The organism is Brevibacillus laterosporus (genome assembly GCF_030489605.1).
GTDB classification, from domain to species: domain Bacteria; phylum Bacillota; class Bacilli; order Brevibacillales; family Brevibacillaceae; genus Brevibacillus_B; species Brevibacillus_B laterosporus_E.
Genome location: NZ_JAUKFY010000013.1, coordinates 1 through 17,222 on the forward strand (window position 1 = coordinate 1; position 17,222 = coordinate 17,222).

General features: G+C 40.4%; 21 protein-coding genes. 8 read left to right on the top strand and 13 right to left on the bottom strand.

Features of this window, described 5'->3' with window-relative positions; translation table 11 throughout:
- Positions 1 to 417 precede the first annotated feature (417 nt).
- The gene (locus QZ995_RS14645) at positions 418 to 705 is read left to right on the top strand and encodes a hypothetical protein (RefSeq protein WP_301808225.1); all 288 of its coding nucleotides are present in this window, start codon (positions 418 to 420) and stop codon (positions 703 to 705) included.
- Positions 706 to 814: 109 nt separating this feature from the next.
- Here the strand turns inward: QZ995_RS14645 and thiI are convergent, their stop codons facing one another.
- Together thiI and QZ995_RS14655 are read right to left on the bottom strand one after the other, a co-directional pair.
- On the bottom strand, positions 815 to 2,014 hold the full coding sequence (gene thiI, locus QZ995_RS14650) for a tRNA uracil 4-sulfurtransferase ThiI (protein WP_301808227.1): 1,200 nt from the start codon (positions 2,012 to 2,014) through the stop codon (positions 815 to 817).
- 12 nt (positions 2,015 to 2,026) lie between these two features.
- Positions 2,027 to 3,172: a cysteine desulfurase family protein gene (locus tag QZ995_RS14655; RefSeq protein WP_301808228.1), complete on the bottom strand. Its 1,146-nt coding sequence runs from the start codon at positions 3,170 to 3,172 to the stop codon at positions 2,027 to 2,029.
- Positions 3,173 to 3,484: 312 nt separating this feature from the next.
- On the opposite strand from QZ995_RS14655, the gene QZ995_RS14660 reads away from it, so the two are divergent.
- Complete coding sequence (locus QZ995_RS14660; RefSeq protein ID WP_301808229.1) at positions 3,485 to 3,625, top strand: hypothetical protein; 141 nt, start codon at positions 3,485 to 3,487, stop codon at positions 3,623 to 3,625.
- Between the two features lie 114 nt (positions 3,626 to 3,739).
- Here QZ995_RS14660 and dapF read toward each other — a convergent pair whose 3' ends face one another.
- Entirely contained in the window at positions 3,740 to 4,606 is an 867-nt protein-coding gene (gene dapF, locus QZ995_RS14665) for a diaminopimelate epimerase (RefSeq protein ID WP_301808231.1), read from the bottom strand.
- 187 nt (positions 4,607 to 4,793) lie between these two features.
- On the opposite strand from dapF, the gene QZ995_RS14670 reads away from it, so the two are divergent.
- Positions 4,794 to 5,315: an inosine/xanthosine triphosphatase gene (locus QZ995_RS14670; protein WP_301808233.1), complete on the top strand. Its 522-nt coding sequence runs from the start codon at positions 4,794 to 4,796 to the stop codon at positions 5,313 to 5,315.
- Between the two features lie 57 nt (positions 5,316 to 5,372).
- Here QZ995_RS14670 and QZ995_RS14675 read toward each other — a convergent pair whose 3' ends face one another.
- The 3 genes from QZ995_RS14675 to QZ995_RS14685 form a co-directional block, all read right to left on the bottom strand.
- Positions 5,373 to 6,929, bottom strand: a complete 1,557-nt coding sequence (locus QZ995_RS14675; protein WP_301808235.1) for a YcdB/YcdC domain-containing protein — start codon at positions 6,927 to 6,929, stop codon at positions 5,373 to 5,375.
- Between the two features lie 121 nt (positions 6,930 to 7,050).
- Positions 7,051 to 7,593, bottom strand: a complete 543-nt coding sequence (locus QZ995_RS14680) for an RNA polymerase sigma factor (protein ID WP_301808237.1) — start codon at positions 7,591 to 7,593, stop codon at positions 7,051 to 7,053.
- 243 nt (positions 7,594 to 7,836) lie between these two features.
- Positions 7,837 to 8,448 carry a hypothetical protein gene (locus tag QZ995_RS14685; RefSeq protein ID WP_301808240.1) on the bottom strand — a complete coding sequence of 204 codons (612 nt, stop codon included), beginning with the start codon at positions 8,446 to 8,448 and terminating at the stop codon, positions 7,837 to 7,839.
- Between the two features lie 91 nt (positions 8,449 to 8,539).
- Between QZ995_RS14685 and QZ995_RS14690 the strand changes: the two genes are divergently transcribed.
- Entirely contained in the window at positions 8,540 to 9,148 is a 609-nt protein-coding gene (locus QZ995_RS14690; RefSeq protein ID WP_301808244.1) for a hypothetical protein, read from the top strand.
- A 145-nt stretch (positions 9,149 to 9,293) separates the two neighbouring features.
- On the opposite strand, the gene QZ995_RS14695 is transcribed toward QZ995_RS14690, so the two are convergent.
- Complete coding sequence (locus QZ995_RS14695; protein ID WP_301808246.1) at positions 9,294 to 9,506, bottom strand: DUF1540 domain-containing protein; 213 nt, start codon at positions 9,504 to 9,506, stop codon at positions 9,294 to 9,296.
- A gap of 124 nt (positions 9,507 to 9,630) precedes the next feature.
- On the opposite strand from QZ995_RS14695, the gene QZ995_RS14700 reads away from it, so the two are divergent.
- Positions 9,631 to 10,407 carry an SDR family NAD(P)-dependent oxidoreductase gene (locus QZ995_RS14700; protein ID WP_301808249.1) on the top strand — a complete coding sequence of 259 codons (777 nt, stop codon included), beginning with the start codon at positions 9,631 to 9,633 and terminating at the stop codon, positions 10,405 to 10,407.
- Between the two features lie 7 nt (positions 10,408 to 10,414).
- Here QZ995_RS14700 and QZ995_RS14705 read toward each other — a convergent pair whose 3' ends face one another.
- The 6 genes from QZ995_RS14705 to QZ995_RS14730 form a co-directional block, all read right to left on the bottom strand.
- Positions 10,415 to 11,632: an MFS transporter gene (locus QZ995_RS14705; RefSeq protein WP_301808250.1), complete on the bottom strand. Its 1,218-nt coding sequence runs from the start codon at positions 11,630 to 11,632 to the stop codon at positions 10,415 to 10,417.
- Positions 11,633 to 11,853: 221 nt separating this feature from the next.
- On the bottom strand, positions 11,854 to 12,630 hold the full coding sequence (gene codY, locus QZ995_RS14710) for a GTP-sensing pleiotropic transcriptional regulator CodY (RefSeq protein WP_301808251.1): 777 nt from the start codon (positions 12,628 to 12,630) through the stop codon (positions 11,854 to 11,856).
- 195 nt (positions 12,631 to 12,825) lie between these two features.
- A complete protein-coding gene (locus QZ995_RS14715) occupies positions 12,826 to 13,422 on the bottom strand; it encodes a YitT family protein (protein WP_301808252.1) in 597 nt (198 codons plus the stop codon).
- Positions 13,423 to 13,505: 83 nt separating this feature from the next.
- The gene (locus QZ995_RS14720; RefSeq protein ID WP_301808254.1) at positions 13,506 to 14,282 is read right to left on the bottom strand and encodes a sporulation protein; all 777 of its coding nucleotides are present in this window, start codon (positions 14,280 to 14,282) and stop codon (positions 13,506 to 13,508) included.
- A gap of 102 nt (positions 14,283 to 14,384) precedes the next feature.
- Complete coding sequence (locus QZ995_RS14725; RefSeq protein WP_301808256.1) at positions 14,385 to 14,894, bottom strand: hypothetical protein; 510 nt, start codon at positions 14,892 to 14,894, stop codon at positions 14,385 to 14,387.
- Positions 14,891 to 15,205, bottom strand: coding sequence for a YtrH family sporulation protein (locus QZ995_RS14730; protein ID WP_301808258.1), 315 nt, complete (start codon positions 15,203 to 15,205; stop codon positions 14,891 to 14,893). Before QZ995_RS14730 ends, QZ995_RS14725 begins: the two co-directional genes overlap by 4 nt.
- Positions 15,206 to 15,583: 378 nt before the next feature.
- Here QZ995_RS14730 and QZ995_RS14735 point away from each other — a divergent pair, with 378 nt between their 5' ends.
- The 3 genes from QZ995_RS14735 to QZ995_RS14745 are packed head-to-tail and all read left to right on the top strand — an operon-like array spanning position 15,584 to position 17,142.
- Positions 15,584 to 16,828 (top strand): MFS transporter, encoded by a 1,245-nt coding sequence (locus tag QZ995_RS14735; RefSeq protein ID WP_301808261.1) that lies wholly within the window; start codon positions 15,584 to 15,586, stop codon positions 16,826 to 16,828.
- Positions 16,825 to 16,986 (top strand): hypothetical protein, encoded by a 162-nt coding sequence (locus tag QZ995_RS14740; RefSeq protein ID WP_301808264.1) that lies wholly within the window; start codon positions 16,825 to 16,827, stop codon positions 16,984 to 16,986. The genes QZ995_RS14735 and QZ995_RS14740 overlap by 4 nt, the downstream gene beginning before the upstream one ends.
- A 24-nt stretch (positions 16,987 to 17,010) precedes the next feature.
- Positions 17,011 to 17,142 carry a hypothetical protein gene (locus QZ995_RS14745; protein WP_301808266.1) on the top strand — a complete coding sequence of 44 codons (132 nt, stop codon included), beginning with the start codon at positions 17,011 to 17,013 and terminating at the stop codon, positions 17,140 to 17,142.
- The last annotated feature ends 80 nt before the right edge of the window (positions 17,143 to 17,222 follow it).

Consider the following 17,222-nt stretch of genomic DNA (forward strand, 5'->3'; position numbering starts at 1 on the left):
AGATCATCCTCATCTCTCTAAATTAGATTATCGAGACAAGCTTATTCATTGTATCATATCAATCATCACTTCGCAAGTACTTTATTAAAAACTTTTTTGTTTTTCAGCAACTCGCTAGCGACTACGTTTATTAATATAGCACAATTCATTTTATTAAGTCAACACTTTTTGAAAAGATTTTTTTAAGCTAACTAAAAACATCTTCATATATATCTAATTTTATTTAACCATACTAAACACGCACTGTAATAAAGCCATATTTGTTTATAAATATATATCTTTAGAACAGTTCTATACTATACATTTCCCAGTCCTTTTAGTCAAGGAAAAATTGGCATTACTAAAAAAAGCACTGCTTATATAAAACAAGGACATCCTAGTTTTATAAACATCTATATTAATAAGGAGACCATAGAAATGTCTTACTACAAAAAAACAAAGGAATCTGCCGAGGATTATAAAGAACTATCCACTGTTCACTCCCAAAGAAACGAGATTTTACAAGAAGAATTTCCAGAAGGCCCTTATGGTGCTGCCACAAATGAAGAAAAGCTAGGAAAAGCAACTGGTTGGGAAAACGGTCAACATTCTACTACCACCCGATTTACCTATGAAACAAGACAGCTACATCAGGAATTACCTCGCCAGTATCCCGGAGCCCATCCTACACACAGTGAATCTAATCAGGATATTGAACCCCAATAATATTTGCCTCCCTCGAAATTGGGGGTAACCAGCCTTGAAATGATAGATACTCGTTTTCATGTACACAAAAAGAGACCTTCCTTAGCAAAAAGGAAGGTCTCTTTTTTATTTAAAACAAATCAGTCACGACATCACGCGGTTTTGCTGTAATTTCTTCTAATTCTGTACGCGCAACAGCGTCATTTACCAATGCTTCTACATCAAGCTTCTGCTCATATCTCTCCGCTAGCTCTACTCGTGGACGAGTAGCAGGATTCTTAGGTGTAAAGATCGTGCAGCAATCCTCATATGGCAAAATAGAGAGATCAAACGTGTCAATTTTGCGGGCAATTTCCGTAATCTCTGACTTATCCATTGCAACCAACGGACGTAAGATCGGGATTTTGACAACATGATTAATCGTATACATGCTCTCTAGAGTCTGTGAAGCGACTTGTCCCAAGCTTTCCCCTGTAGCAAGTGCTAGCGCCTTTCGTTTCTGTGCAACCTTTTCAGCAATGCGCATCATAAAACGGCGCATAATTGTGATGTTATACTCCTCTGGGCAATGTTCACGGATCGCTTCTTGAATGGCTGTGAACGGTACCGTATGTAAGCGGACGGAGCCACCCCATTTGGTAAGCTTTTGCGCTAAATCCTTCACTTTTTCTAAAGCTCTTTCGCTAGTGTACGGGTAGCTGTGAAAATGTATTGCTTCTAATCTTACACCACGCTTCATCGTCATCCAACCAGCGACAGGGCTATCAATACCACCTGATAATAGGAGCAAGACCTTTCCACTAGCGCCTACAGGCAATCCTCCAGCACATGGTAGCGTTTCACAGCTAATAAAGGTACCTTCCGTACGGATCTCAATCTTAACAGAAGCTTCTGGCTGATGAAGGTCTACTTTTAGTCCTTCGATATTTCGTAGGAGATGAGTCCCTACCATTCGATTAACATCCATCGAAGCCATTGGGTAACGTTTATCAGCTCTGCGCGTGTCTACACGGATGGTACGCGGATCAGGGGTCAGAGACTGAATCAAGCGAAGAGTTCCTTCTTTAATAGCTTCTTCTGTTTGTTCAACCTGAATCGTTGGGCTAATGGAGGTAATTCCAAACACTGCTTGTAACTTCTCCATTACCTCGTATGCATCCTCTCCATTCAATTGGACATACATCCGCCCGTACCGGCGATATACCTCCACGGATGGGTGAACCTCCAGTACATGACGCACATTTCTCATCAGCGTATCTTCAAATTGATCTCGATTGCGTCCTTTTAGTGCTAATTCGCCATAGCGAATCAAAATTACATCATAATTCATTGCTGTCATCCTCTACACTTTTGTATATGGTAAAATGCGATTTTTGCATGTTTGCAGCGCTACTAAAAATTTGTCCACGTCATCCATTGTATTTTGTTTACCTAGGCTTATTCGCAAAGAAGATTTGGCCTGTTCGCGACTCATTCCTGTTGCTACCAATACTGGACTTGGCTCATCAGACTTAGCTGAACAGGCGGAACGAGTAGATACACAGAATCCTTCCGCTTCCAGAGCATGTAACAAAACCTCTGCTTTCATCCCTTGCACGGAAATATTTATGATATGAGGCGCCGCTTCTGTTTCAGGAGAATTAATTATACATCCAGGAATCTGTTGAATTCCTTCTCTTAAACGTTGCTGCATCTCTTTTAGCCTTGAAATATCCTGTGCAGCAGTCTCTTCGATTAAACGCATGGCTTTTGCCATTCCTGCAATTCCGGGGATGTTTTCCGTACCGGAACGCAGTCCGCTTTCCTGACCTCCACCTTTTAATAAAGGCTCAATCAGCATATTTTCACGTTTTACAAGGATACCAACACCACGAGGACCGTGGAATTTGTGAGCAGATAAGCTTAGCAAATCAACTCCCCACTCATTTATGCGAAGGGGTACCTTTCCAAAGCTTTGTACTGCATCGACATGAAAGATAACTTTAGGAAACAGCTTTAGATATGTACCAATCTGATTAATCGGTTGGATAGTCCCTAATTCATTATTGACATGCATAATAGATACAAGAATCGTATCAGGTCGCATAGCCTGTTTCACATCTTCCAGGGAAACTCTCCCTTCCTTATTAACAGGAAGATAAGTTACATCATAGCCAAATTCCTCTAGCTGTTTACAAACATCCAAAACAGAGGCATGCTCTATTTGGCTTGTAATAATATGGTGACCACGCTCTCGATAGCGCATGGCTACACCTTTAATTGCTGTATTGTTACTTTCCGTGCCACCGGAAGTGAAGAAAATCTCTGTTGGTTTCTTTTGCAAAGCGCGGGCAGCAATTTGACGAGCCTGTTTTAAAACATTCTCTGCCTCTACCCCCAAACGATGCAAGGAAGAAGGATTCCCATAATATGCTTCCATAGTCCGCTTCATGGTGTCAATCACCTGCGGATGGGGTTGGGTCGTGGCACTGTTATCCAGGTAAATCACGGCAAAGACACCCTTCCTACAATTCAAATCTGGGTCGAACTGTCTTACATCATACCATATTGTTTGTTTTTACAACTACCTTCATGCTGTAGTTCTTTTCTTTCACTTGGTAATTGCTGTAGATCGTTATCCGTCCTTGGGTATAAGAAATGGCTTCTTGTCTTATCCTAACCATTACATAAATAAATCTACCAAGCGCTCGTTCACATTTAAGTCATAGTTGTAAACGTTTTCAACAAAGATCACTGCTTTACACACTTCTTTATACTTGTTAGAATTATCAATAAATTCGGCTAGGAAGGGGACTTTATCATGACAGTAATGGAAAAAATCAAACAAATGGAGGATGAATTGCAAAAGCTAAAGCAAGAGGTTGAAAAGGCAGAAAAATCAAAGCAAGTCTATATTGATGATGAAACCTCCCACGATGTCTTAACAGAGGTATACAACTAAAGATGGACATGAAAATTCTCATATGCCAAATGGCTTGTTTCTATAGGAAAAGTGGTTACTCACACGCTAGGAGATAACCACTTTTTTGCCCTCTTTTATCTAAAATTAAAGATGCTATTGTTCTAGCAACGGTAATGCTCCCAAATACTCACCTGCAAATACTTCGGCCGCTGCACCTGTCATATAAACATGCTGATCGTCCTCACGCCATTCTATCTGCAAATCGCCTCCAAGTAAATGTATCGTAGCCATTCTCTCTGCTTTTCCTTCTAAAACAGCGGCTACCAATGCAGCACATGCTCCCGTTCCGCAAGCAAGTGTTACTCCAGAGCCTCGCTCCCATACACGAAAGGTAATATCAGAAGGTGTATTTATGGAAATAAATTCAATGTTTGCTCTTTCAGGAAATAAAGCATGCCTTTCTAATAATGGACCATAGGTGGTTACTTCTTCTTCGGAGATTTTATCCGTAAGAATCACCACATGAGGATTCCCCATAGAAACTGCGGTGAAAGTAAAGGTCCGCCCGTTGATTTGCACCTGTTCACCAATCGCTTCAGAATCAGGGTCCCCTGACATAGGAATTTGCCCGCGCAGTAAACGCGGTTTTCCCATATCAACTGTTACTTTCTCCACTTTTCCCTCTGAACCTAAGTGGACAACCGGAGCAACCACTCCCCCATTTGTTTCAATGGTAAAAGATGTCTTGTTTGTTAAGCCATGATCAAAAACATACTTGCTCACACAACGTAGTCCGTTCCCACAATTGCGGGCTTCGCTACCATCGTTATTAAATACCCTCATCCGAAAATCTGCTATTGTTGAAGGCATAATCAAAATTAAACCGTCTGCTCCAATTCCGAAGTGTTGCTGGCTTACTCTTCGTGAAAGTTCCGGCAAATCAACATTCGTAAGAGGCTCTTCAAAACAATTAACATATACGTAATCGTTGCCTATCCCATGCATTTTCGTAAATCTCATGCCCGACTCCCACCATTCCGATATTTTTTCCCATTGTATCACAGGCGATGTCGTTCATGATTTCTTCTTTACAGCTTGTTTTCGTTTTTATTAAAAAAATTTATTCGATAAGCTTTCAGACACTGTAAATAGATACACTTCCAACCTGTTATAATAATCAAGAAGCAAAAGGTGGGAGTGAAAACTATTGTATAAAACGCTTGCTTTAGGAAGTCAGAATCAAGCTAAACGAAAAGCCATTTTTTTAGCTACTGGCATTCAGCCTCAGTGTGTCAGTGTGCCTTCCGGGGTTGCTGAGCAGCCTCTATCTGAGGATGAAACGATTAGAGGAGCCATAACGCGAGCCAAGCTAGCCCTTGAGGCAGTCCCTAATGCGGAGATAGGCTTCGGATTAGAGGGTGGTCTGACGTTTGATGCTATCTATACGAAACAGTGGTATCTCCTCTCTATCTGTGCCGCTTGGAATGGGGAAACCTTACATATTGGGAAAGGACTTTCTTTTCCCATCCCTAATCATATTGGGGAAGATATGAAAAGATCGGGTAGGGAATTACGCGAAGTTATTGACAGGTTATCAGGAATTAGTAATAGTAATCACAAAGAGGGAGCATACGGTCTTTTTACAAATGGTAAAATTACTCGCGCTCATGTTTTTAAAGAAGCGGTAATCGCCGCTCTTACACCGTTTGAGTCCGTTTTGTATCGCTGATTATAAGTCCTCACCCTACATAGGATGAGGACTCTGGTGATGCTTTCTGATCTTCTACTATTCTTCAAATTTGCCGGTTATCGCATCAATACTTCCTGATCCTCTATTGTTTGGTATAGCCGTATAGGCAAGGACCGGGGTTTGTTGCATGTTTCCATCTTTCACTGGATAAACGTATGTCAGAGTGAGAGGCCGGTGTTTCAAATAGATCGCCGCTGCCTCTGCCGGCGATATTGCATTAGCTGGGTCTGGCCAATTTTTCGTAAAATTTTCTTTAACCATTTCTAATGAAATGGAGAGAATTTCGCCAGTAGTTTTATCAATTGTAAGATCATATCTATGACTAGGAACGACTACGCCTTTATAAGTGAATACGAATTTCATCTTTTGTTCTTTATCTTCTTTTGAATCCCCTCTAGTTATATATCGTTTTACTTCCGTTATCCCTTTTGTCATATACTGTTGAAGATAAGCTAACGCTCTTTGTTCAAGCTCTTGATCTGACAGCTTTGTGCCCCCTGTTTCTTCTGTAGGCTTACTTATTATAAATTCACTAACTATCCCATCCATTGTTATCACTATCATTTTTTTGTTCTTCCATTTTGTTTCATATCCCGCCATTTCCTTAGGCATGTAGCTATAATGAGGTTGGACTTTATATACGGCTCCTTTGCAATCAATACCGAACTGGGCCAACGCATCAGGAACCTCTTGTGCTGACTTAATCTTAACCTGCTTACCGCCTGGATTTACTTGAATCGTGGATGAATACTTTTTACGATAAGGAGAATGATCTGCTATTTTTATCTCTTCTCCAGTTAAAGCATTAAAATACCCAATGGAATCATCTTCGTATAATAAGCTGAATTCGTTCTGACCCTCTCTCTTTTTATATTGCAATTTCATGTATGCAGCAAAGTTTCTTTCGATTATTGACTTGTCCAAACCAATAGACGGATTAGGAAATATCGGCTTTTCTGTTAGCAACCCTGCCACTTCTCCTGAACTAATTCCTACTATCTTTTCGTCTCCAGTTAGATAGACTCTATAGTCCATACCTTTCACAGGAAGATGATTTACAAATCTTATATATCGAATTCGTGTCCCTTTTTTATCAACATCTACAGAATCTATTCGGTATTCCTCAAAAGACTGGCCAAGAAAGCCGTGCAAAAAAGTAGTTGCCTTTTTCACCGAATCATCTTTTGGAGTAGCTACATTTTTATTGTCCTCATCTATGAGATTGTCACTGTAAGAAAGAAGCAATCCATTTTGACTATCGATGCTTACATCTCGGTACAAAATCACATTGTCATTCTCTCGCTTCCGAAATTCAATATAATACTTTTTTCTTTGACTTTCTTTAGAAGTTTGAAGAAAGATGATTTGCTCAGACCCACGCATCTCTGGAAATTCTTTGTACAATTTTTCTACTGTCTGTGCTGCTATCCCTACAATCTCCGTTACTTGGCCATCTTTGTCGTTAAATAGAATCGAATGTAAAAACGGCAATGCCGCCGTAATATTGGTTCCTTCTTTCCAAATCAGAGCCCCTCCTGCTAGAACTAATACAGCAGCGGCAGATACCGTCCATTTTTTTATTACTGATGCCATATGAGCTCTCCCATTTCTTTTTTCTTGTACCCCCATTAGCTTTTTTTTGAGGGCGTTAGTAAATTCCTGTCTGGGTCTGATATCAAAGCTGCTTCGGACTTCATCTATTAATTCCCTATCATTATGAATATTCATTGATCCAGCCCCTTTCTATGTCCCCCTCTAAAAATCTCCGCATTTCCTTCATTGCTCTGTGATAATCAACCTTTACTTTGCCTTCACTACAGCATAGAATTTCTGCTGTTTCTTTGATGTTGTATTCCTTTAAACCATGTAGGATCAGAACACTGCGGTATTTGGGTTTCATTCGAAGTACGGCTTCTACAACGTGTCTTCGTCCTTCTTTACCTGCATATTCCTCCTCAGGTTGTCCGAGTTTTGAGGGTATTTTATTAATTGTCTCCATTCCAAACCATGCACGAATACGCTTTTTTCGAGAATGATCAATGGCTACATATTTCGCTATTCTTAAAATCCATGTCTTCATACTCGCCCTTTCCTCATAGCGCTTAAGAGAGTCTAAAACACGAAGAAATACCTCCTGAGTTAAATCCTCAGCGACACTCCGATTACCCGTAAAGTAAATCATAAAGTGGTAGACATCACGATAATATTGCTCATAGATAAGACCAATCTGCCTATCCCTTGCTCCTTCCTCATACAAATGCAGCTCCTCCTATTCATCTTGTGATTCCTTTATTTTCACGGCTAAGGGTAATAGTCGAATTTAAGCATTGAAAGTTACACATTTCCAACTCTAAATGGTAAAAATCTCAGCATCAGTTGCAAGATTAGCACTTTTCTAGCGTATTTTCCCTTTATTTAACACAAAGGAGGGGCTAGCCTTGCAGGCTTAATGCCTACAAGTCAGCCCCTCGCCTTGCTTTATTTTGTCGATAATAATGATCTACCGGGCAGCGTAATACGGATAAATCAAGAGTGCTCCTACAAAAGCAAGAGCTCCGATAACCATTGCCCACGTCCCCATTGATCTTGCCTCGCGACGATAAGCCAGGAATCCCAGCACAATTCCCAGAGGGCCTAGAACATAAGGTAGCAGGAACAAGGACAAGATAGAGGAACCTAGCCCTACCATTCCTATGCCGCTCCCTTGGACTAAATTGCCATCCTTATCTTCAGCTTGTCTTGCTTCTCGCAAGCTAGAATTATCGCCATTGCGTAACCGTTTCGGACGGTATGGCTCGGCGATTTCCGCAGCTGTTTCTGTTGAGACATCATTTCGATAAGACATTGAATCATCATTATTGACCTGAGAAGATTTCGCCACCGCTTGTGTAGATTGATTTTGATCGCCTGAATAGCGCTCCGTCTGTGTCAAAGGATTATATTCAACATTCCCCTTCGTTTGGGTAGCGCCTGGCTCCAGCGAAGCCCGCATCCATGAATCCTGAGCTAGCTCTGTATCATATGACTTGGTATCAATTTTGTCTCTGCGGCTTTGAGCAGTCCTCGCTTCCTTCTGCTCACCACGTAAACGTCGTTTCTGATCGTTACCCATGCTGTGCTCCAACCCCTTTTTATCAGGATGAAATGAAGGAAGTAGCCTTATTCTCTGTCTTCGGTGTACAATTTACTCAGGAGGCGAGGAGATGACAAACAAAAAAACACTAAAAATTGGTATTGATATTGACGGTACAGTTACCGATCCTAGCAGTATTGTCCCTTTTTTGAATCGATCCTTTGGCAAAAATTTAACACTACAAGATTGCTTTGAATATAATTTAGCAAATGTGTATGAGATCACAGATGAAGAGTTTGCTGCCTGGCTTTTACAAAATAGCCAAGAAGTCTACTCCCATTCTCTTCTGCATGGCAACGCCTCCGAAATTTTGCAAATCTGGCACTTAACTCATGAACTTATTTATATCAGTGCCAGAGCTTTAGATGATATGCAGGTAACCAAAGCTTGGTTTGCTAAACATCATATCCCTTATCATCATATAGATTTGGTTGGCAGCCATGATAAGGTCCGTGCCGCGAAAGCATGGGGCATTGATCTATTTATGGAGGATCGATTAGAAAATGCCTTACAATTATCCAGCGAACTTAACATTCCTGTTCTATTGTTTGACACGCCGTATAATCAAGGTGCGCTTCCGTCCTTGGTCCATCGCATTACGAACTGGGATGATGCGGACTTCTTTATTAGACGTATGAAACTGGAGCATGTCTCACCTATAGAGAAACAAGCTCTGTAATTTAAACTCCCAATACTGACTAAAAAAGACGTAACCCTTATGAAAAGGTTACGTCTTTTTATCTGGTGTTACTCACTGGAATAATTGTTCCCCTGGAAAAATTCATCTGTTTTCCATTAAGGGAGCATTTTAACATAGGAAGTAATTACGCCTTTGGTTTGAACGTATGACAACAGGTTTCACGAGATGTTGTTGCATAATCACGGTGCTCGGTATCATAAGCGAACTCGTCTGCAAATTCAGCATCATATTTTTTGTCTGCATGAGGGTCAATGTCCACCATAATGGCTTCAGCAGTACAATTGTTTCCTTCTCCCCAGTACGTGCAACTCGCTACACTGCATTTTACTATTGGCATATTGGTCACCTCCTATGGCTATACTGCACCCAGACGAGGACTTTTATAACCTGTCCCTTCAGGTTTTTTTTACATGGAATATCGTTAATGGTAGGATGTTTATAGGAGGTGAATGATTAGCATTATGAGTAAACCAGTAGTAATTGTTACAGGCGGCACCGGTGGACTTGGGATGGCACTTGCCAAGGAGTATATTCGTGAGGGGTACCACGTGGTTATTACAAGCAGAGATCACATGAAACTAAAAAGAGTCCAGCGTGAATGGAACCGTCCCCCAATGCTCCATATCTATAAACTTGATCTGTCGGATAATGAAGCAGTGAGAGCTTTTTCTGCTTGGGTAAAAATTCGTTTTGGCCGTTGCGATATTCTCATCAATAATGCAGGCTTTGCTTTATTTAAGTCCTTTTTAGATCATTCACTGGAAGAGATTCACCAGACCATTGAATCAAATTTATTGGGCACATTATATATGACCCGTGCTTTCCTGCCTATGATGCTCACTCAATCAGAAGCTAGGATTGTGAATATTGCTTCTCTAGCAGGCCGTGTTGCTTCTGCTAAAACTGCTGTATATGCTGCGACAAAGGCCGCTGTGATAAGATTCAGCGAGTCACTTCGACATGAGCTAGCTTCCACACAAATCTCAGTCACCTGTGCCTTGCCTGGTCCAATTGATACGCCATTTCTCATGTACGCAGACAATACTGGCACATATAAACAAAAAGTAAGTGGCTACCTGCTATCTCCCGAAAAAACGGCAAAAACGATAATAAAAGCAACCAAACAGAAACGCTTTGAGGTAGCCCTGCCAAAGCGTCTCCATCTACTGTCGCTGATTTATCCTATATTACCAGATTTTATTCTGAAACGAGTCGCACCCTTACTGAATCGCAAATAATGCGAAATTATTGCAAAGCTCGCAGCCTTATCATCGCTATGATTCCAACCAGCATACATAGCACGGCACAATAAACAAAGATACGATCCATTCCTAATGAAGAAGCCAGGAGGCCGGATAAGAAACTTCCAACAGGTAAACCAAACCCTGTAATGGAACGATTGGCAGTTAAAACTCGCCCCAGAATCTCATTCGGCACCTGTTTTTGAATATAGGTTGAAATCAATACGTTAAATGGAGCAAAAACAACCCCACCAACAAAGAAGCACACAACAGCAATCTCCATGCGCTGTGTAAATCCTAGAGGGAACGTAGCGAATCCCCACAAGCAAATAATCGCCCCGACTGTCACTCCAATCGGATATCTCCAATTTTTGGCGATAAATAACATCGAACCACACAATGATCCGATAGCTATCGCTGTAAGCATATATCCCTGATAAGCTTCTTTTCCAATCCCCCATACTTGCTGTATGTATACAGGCAATAATTCTACAGGTGAATATCCCATATTAAAAAACAGACTAAAGAATAAAAGAGAAAGTAGCAGCGAATTCTTTCCAATATATCGATAACCTACCACAAGATCTTTCCAAAACTGAAGTAATGCCTCTCTTTTCGTCTGACTTGCTATGTTGGAGTTTGGCTTATATGTATAGGAAACTCGTAAAAAACAGGCTGCACATAAAAAGAAACTAATCGAATCGATAATAATAACATTGGCCGGTCCGATTAACGTAACCGCTACCCCTGCTAGCATAGGCCCAAAGAGCCAAACAATCTGCCATTGCGCACTCATCACGCTATTTGCTTTAATGAGCAGTTCCTTATCCTTGATTAAATTCGGCAGCATAGCTTGTTGACCAGTGCTGCTTAATGGGGATAACATACCGGCTAAGGCCATGATGATATAAACGGTAGCGACTGGTACAGTTGGTAAAGACAACAAAAAAACAAGCAATCCATATAAAGTGCCTCTTACCACATTATCAAAAATAATGAGTTTCCTTCGATCAATGCGATCCAATAAAACGCCTGCTATTAATCCAGATATCAGAGCTGGTACATAATAGGACAAGATAGAAGTCCCCATAATTGCTCCAGAACCTGTCCGATGTAATAAATACCAGCTTACCCCAAACGATCCAAATGAATTTCCGACAGCTGATAAAAAGATACCAAGCCAGAACCAACGAAATGATGGAGTTCTCCATAGCTCTTTCATGCTGTACACCTCCTAATCAAAAAGATATCATAATTATACGACTTTTTAAATATAAAAATTTAATAAGTAATAATATTTAGTATTGTCTGCACATAACTATTTCTTTAGTACAGTAAAGTTTCACATGAAACATTAAAAATAATAAAAAAAGACATGCCCGAAATAGGCATGTCTTACAACTGGGAGGAGAACATGGAAATCGTTACTACTCATTTATGTGATTATGAGGTTTTCCATTTTTCTAACTCAGAATGGAATTTATCATTTAGCACCTTAATATAGGTTCCCTTCATACCAAGAGAACGCGATTCAAGAACTCCTGCACTAGCAAGCTTACGCAATGCATTAACGATCACAGAACGGGTCAATCCAGCCTGATCCGCTAATTGACTAGCAACCAACAAACCTTCCTTAGCATCTAATTGCTCCATGATTTTTTCAATCGCAATTTGTTCACTATAGGAAAGAGAGGACAATGCAATCTTAGCAAATGTTTTGTCACGAACTTCATTTTCAATCTGTTCTGTGCGCTGACGTACTATTTTCATTCCAACTACAGTCGCACCAATCTCAGCTAGGATGAGATCGTCCGTCTCAAAAGCACCAAACGCACGAGTTAATACTAATGTTCCTAATCGACTGCCACCTGCATTAATAGGTACGATGGTGGTCATCATTTGAGGGAACAGATTTTTCCACTCTGCAGGAACCATGCTGTAGTTACTGTGAACTGCCTCGTTAGCTACTGAGAAATGAATCTCTAATAATTTTTCCTTATAGTTTTCAGGCAAAAAGCTCGTAAAACGGCCGGTTTCCTGAATCGAAATCTCTTGGGCAAAACCACTTCCTAAAATCTGACCATCTGCCGTGATGATATACGTATTGGAATTGATGATATCAGAGAGCAATTTAGCAATATCCTGATATGATACCCCGTTTCCACCCATCGTCTTTTGTAGCATCGCATTTATTCGTCTCGTTTTTTCTAACAAATTCATTTGGGAAATTCCTCCTCTAAATGTTTCATGCTCACAGTATTGTCTGAAAAATGTGCCTTGATACCTCGTATTCGAAAAAAATTTTTTCAGACGTGTACAGCATTCCATTTTGAGGTAAAGGTCGATGCTTACATGAGGGATACATAATAGAAAAAGCCTGGCATCCACCAAGCTTTTCTGACTAACAATCCCGACTTATTCCGTCTGGATCATTCCACGACGATTCCACAAAAATGTAATTCCTGATACGATCATGATCGCTAAAAAGGAATAAAAATAATGGGGGGTATCGGCTAGCAGTGCGCCTATCAACAAGATTAAAATATCAAAAACAAAAATCACAATCCCGATATTAATTCGTGTTACATCAGATAGAAGTTTAGCCACCAAATCAAATCCATCTGTCGTTGTATTAAATCTAAGTAACAGCCCAATCCCCATGCCAATAAATAATCCTCCCAAAATACTGCTCAATAATAGCGAACAGGAGGTAAATACAGAAACATGCTGCAACGGCGAAAATAAATCAATCAAAAAGGATGAAAGCAACAATCCATTGACGCTATCGTAAAAATAAGACCGCCTTGTAAACCAAGCATATAGATAAATTGGTATACTCATGACGATCATTACCATGCCTACCTTATAACCCGCCATATAGTTGATTATTAAAGCAATTCCGGTCAAGCCGCCGTCCATTAATTGATGCGGAATAATAAAACCGTTTACTCCAAGTGCAAGTAATCCACTGCCAAAAATCAGGGCTAATCCTTTACGTATCATATATACCATGCTCTACTCCTTGGGATGAGATCAAGACTAGTGTGTGAAGCAAGCTTGTATCTCATACCCCGGAGTTCATACTAGCTTTTTTCCTATCCAATGCTTTTCATAATCATCTGCTCAATCCATGCTGTAAGCTCTCGAATTGGTCGATTTTGATCCTGATCAGTTAGACGCAGCCTCACATATCGCTCATCCATATCGAATGCTTCCTCCAGCATGCCTGCAAATCCGCGCTTACGTTTATCCACCTCTAAAAGAACCTCTAATTCATTTTCCTGCAAAAAGAAAATGACCTCCAGTTCATCTACATATTTACGGAACCGACCTTGTGGCCGAAATTCAAATTCTTGTACAAATGGATAAGGCTGACCAAGCCGACGATTAAATTCACAATCGACTTTATATAACTGAAAGCCCAATGCAGAGAGTGCCTCTAATACGTTACCCATCATCGGATGCGGTTTTACCTCAATATAATCCGAGTCACCAGGATCAATTGCATTTTTTATATCTAGGCCTGTACGCAAATAGACCGGTTGTCTTCCTATCGTCAAAGGCGTTGCATAAGGTAATGAAAATGAAAACGCATAGACCTTTGTTTCCTGCGGCTCAATGCTAAAGGGTTCTGTCAAACGATGCTTTAACAGGATACATTCTTCCTTTGTCTTGTTATTATTACTTTCTCGTTCATAATGGGTAATAACATAAATATAAATCTCATCAATATCCTGTTGAATATCTCCCCCTGTAATATGAACCTCGCCTTTTACCAGTTCACCGGGAAACAATGTTTCCTTGAACAGGCGTGTATCTACAGTAGCTGCTCCAATTCCTACACTCGCCATCATCTTTTTAAATAATGACATCCCCAAGCCCCCTCGTTCCAAAAGCCCTTCTTATTTTGTTATAACTATATACGAACAAGCTGGGGTTTTGTTGCATTTTTCTCTTACAGCCACATACAAGAGCTATCCGATTGTTTTCGGTTGTTCTTTAGCCACTACGTATAAGTGCAAAACCCGTGAAATTACCAGGGTTTTTATATTTACCTCTATGACCTTCCCTTGGATAATGTACTCTTTTTTTTGCAGTAATTCATGCAATATTTCATGCATTTCGCCTACTTGCTCCACTTTTTTCCTTTTCAATTGGGCCAAGTCTTTTTCTAGGCTATGCTTTAATTCTTCTTCTACAAAGGTGTTCGGGCGTTGTCCTAAAAAGGTGATTTCAACATCTTCAATTACGACATTCTGCTTCTTTCGCGCTACTTTATGCAACTCGTTAAGATTGTCCATTTCGTTTTGGAGACGATCATTTAATACATATAAATTTTTGTTCTCCAGCATTAAATCTTCCATTCTTTGAATAAATAAGAACAGAAATATCGCTCCTCCTGCAACAGCTCCTAAAATAAACAAGCTGATATAACGAAGATATCGACGTACTTTAGGTGATTGCTCCTCTTGTAGAGTTGTCATGAAGATCTCCCCTGTGTCAGCCACAGCATCGAAATTGTTCCAAGATGCGCTCCGATAAACGCTGCAAAAATATAAATGAGCTGTTTTAAAACAGGTGAGAAATTGCCGACAAATAATTTTTCAATTTGTAGAAATGAGTCAAATGTTCCTCCAAGGGCTCCCACCAGCCCCATAATTTTGAGCTGGATTGCTAGATCTGACATGACAAGCAACGGAGCTCGATCACTAAAAAAAGCACCCATGCCTCCAAGTATTGATCCTCCAATCACGATTCCATAAGCAACACAAAACGTTAAAATGACTTGAGCCACTTTTCTCACGCTCCTTGTGCTTCATACTTGTACCAATTTTGTGTATGCTCTACCCTACGCGCGAATAGAGCCAAATATGATTGTCACTAAGGAAAGCATGCAAAACCTCACTCTTTTATTTATTCAAATCCATCATCAAACACGATGGAGATAAGGAAGATGACAACGATGATTCCAATGACCACCTCAAGACCTCCTAATTTAAAAATGCTACCCATAAACTTCCCTCCTACTAGCCTCTTTTTATAGGGATATGTCACGGTTTACAAAAAGTCTCTAGGCATCTGCCCAGTTTCATGCATTTTGGGCTACGAATAAAGGGCGTCTCTCTTTTCACATACTAAGTCTGACATCAGAAGAGAGAGGAGGGACAATACCTTGACCAACGCACGTCGCTTACTTGGTAACCGCACATTTCTCTTTCTGTTGATTGCAGCTCTTTTTATGCACATTGCAATCTTTCTGGTGACCCCTATTTTTCCTATTTTTTTGGAAAAAGCACGGCATTTGCATGCAAGTCAAATTGGTTTCATTCTTGCTATAGCCAGCTTAATGTACCAAATTGGAAGTCTTGTTGGTGGATTTTTATGTGATCGTGTGTCCCGTAAGCTTGTCATGGTAAGCGGAGCAGCCATTCAGGCAGGTGCTATGTTTGGTTTTAGTGTAAGTCAAACCTTTCTGCTTTTTATGGTATTTTCGGCTGTTAATGGCAGTGGTATGGGGTTATTAGCCCCTGCCATAAAAGCAAAAATAGCTGATGCAGTAGGACAAAAAAATCGAACAACTGCATTTTCATGGCGTGGAATCTCGGCCAACATTGGAATTATTATTGGAGGTCTTACGGTTACGTTACTTGCATTAAGTACCAATCGGATTGTCTTCATTTATGCAGCAGGTGTTTATGTTCTGTTGACCTTTTTTCTTCTATTTGCTTTACCGAAAGCCCGCCAGGAGAAAACGAAAAAGGATTCCTTATCATGGAGTCAATATAAACGTTTATTGGGGCATCGCAGCTTTTTGTTTTTCTGTCTGGTATCTTTGATGGTTTGGGGATTATATGCTCAATTTCCGCTTGTTGTTCCATTACGCGGACAACATATTATGGGGACAGGTGCCAAGATAGGCTTGATTTGGACCATTAATTCAACCTTTGTGGTTCTATTTCAAGGTGTTATTGCCCGTTATATCCTAGAAAAAATTAGTCCTTATTGGGCAATGGTCAGTGGTGCCTTTTTCCTTGGCGCGGGCTTATTCGCTATGGGCTTTGCTCATCAGTTTTGGACGTTTAGTGCAGCAGCTGTTGTGTTTATTATTGGTGAAATGCTGGCTGTACCTGTATTCGACAGTTTAGTTGGGCATTTTGCTAAGCCGCCTTTATTAGGAGCTTATTATGGGATCGGCAGTGTAGTCACAGGGATTAGCGGTGCTTTAGGTAATGCACTCGGTGGCTATATGATTGAATCGCTTGGCGGCGTAGGCAGTATGCGCCCATGGTATATGTATGGCATCATTACATTAATTTCTGTTGCCATTCTGACCGCTTTTGCTATCTATGCTAACGCCCGCCATAAAAATAAAGGGTCTTCCCCTTCTCTACACCCTAAAAAGGAGCGTGCACGATGAATTCTTCTGCGGATGATCATAAGTTGCAAGGAGCCAGCCTTCTTGATAAAGCACCGTTTTGCTCTTTATTGTTTCATATGGAAAATGAAGCTCATGAGACAATGCTTGAGGAATACAAAAAAAATAAGCCTGAGTACAAGTTTTTGTTTTGGGAATAATAAGACCCGAAAGGAATGATAAGCATGGATAAAAAGCGCTTTTCCAATAACTCCAATGAACGCAGTGAAACAAATATACAACCAAAGAAAACCCAAGACGATCGTCCGGGCTTTGGTGACAAAAAATTAGAAGGACCTGATCGTCCTTCCACATAATTCTGAGTGGCTTTCACTGCTAGTAGTAAGGCGAGTGGAAGCCTTTTTATGTGAAGAAAATTTTTTCCTTGATGGAATAA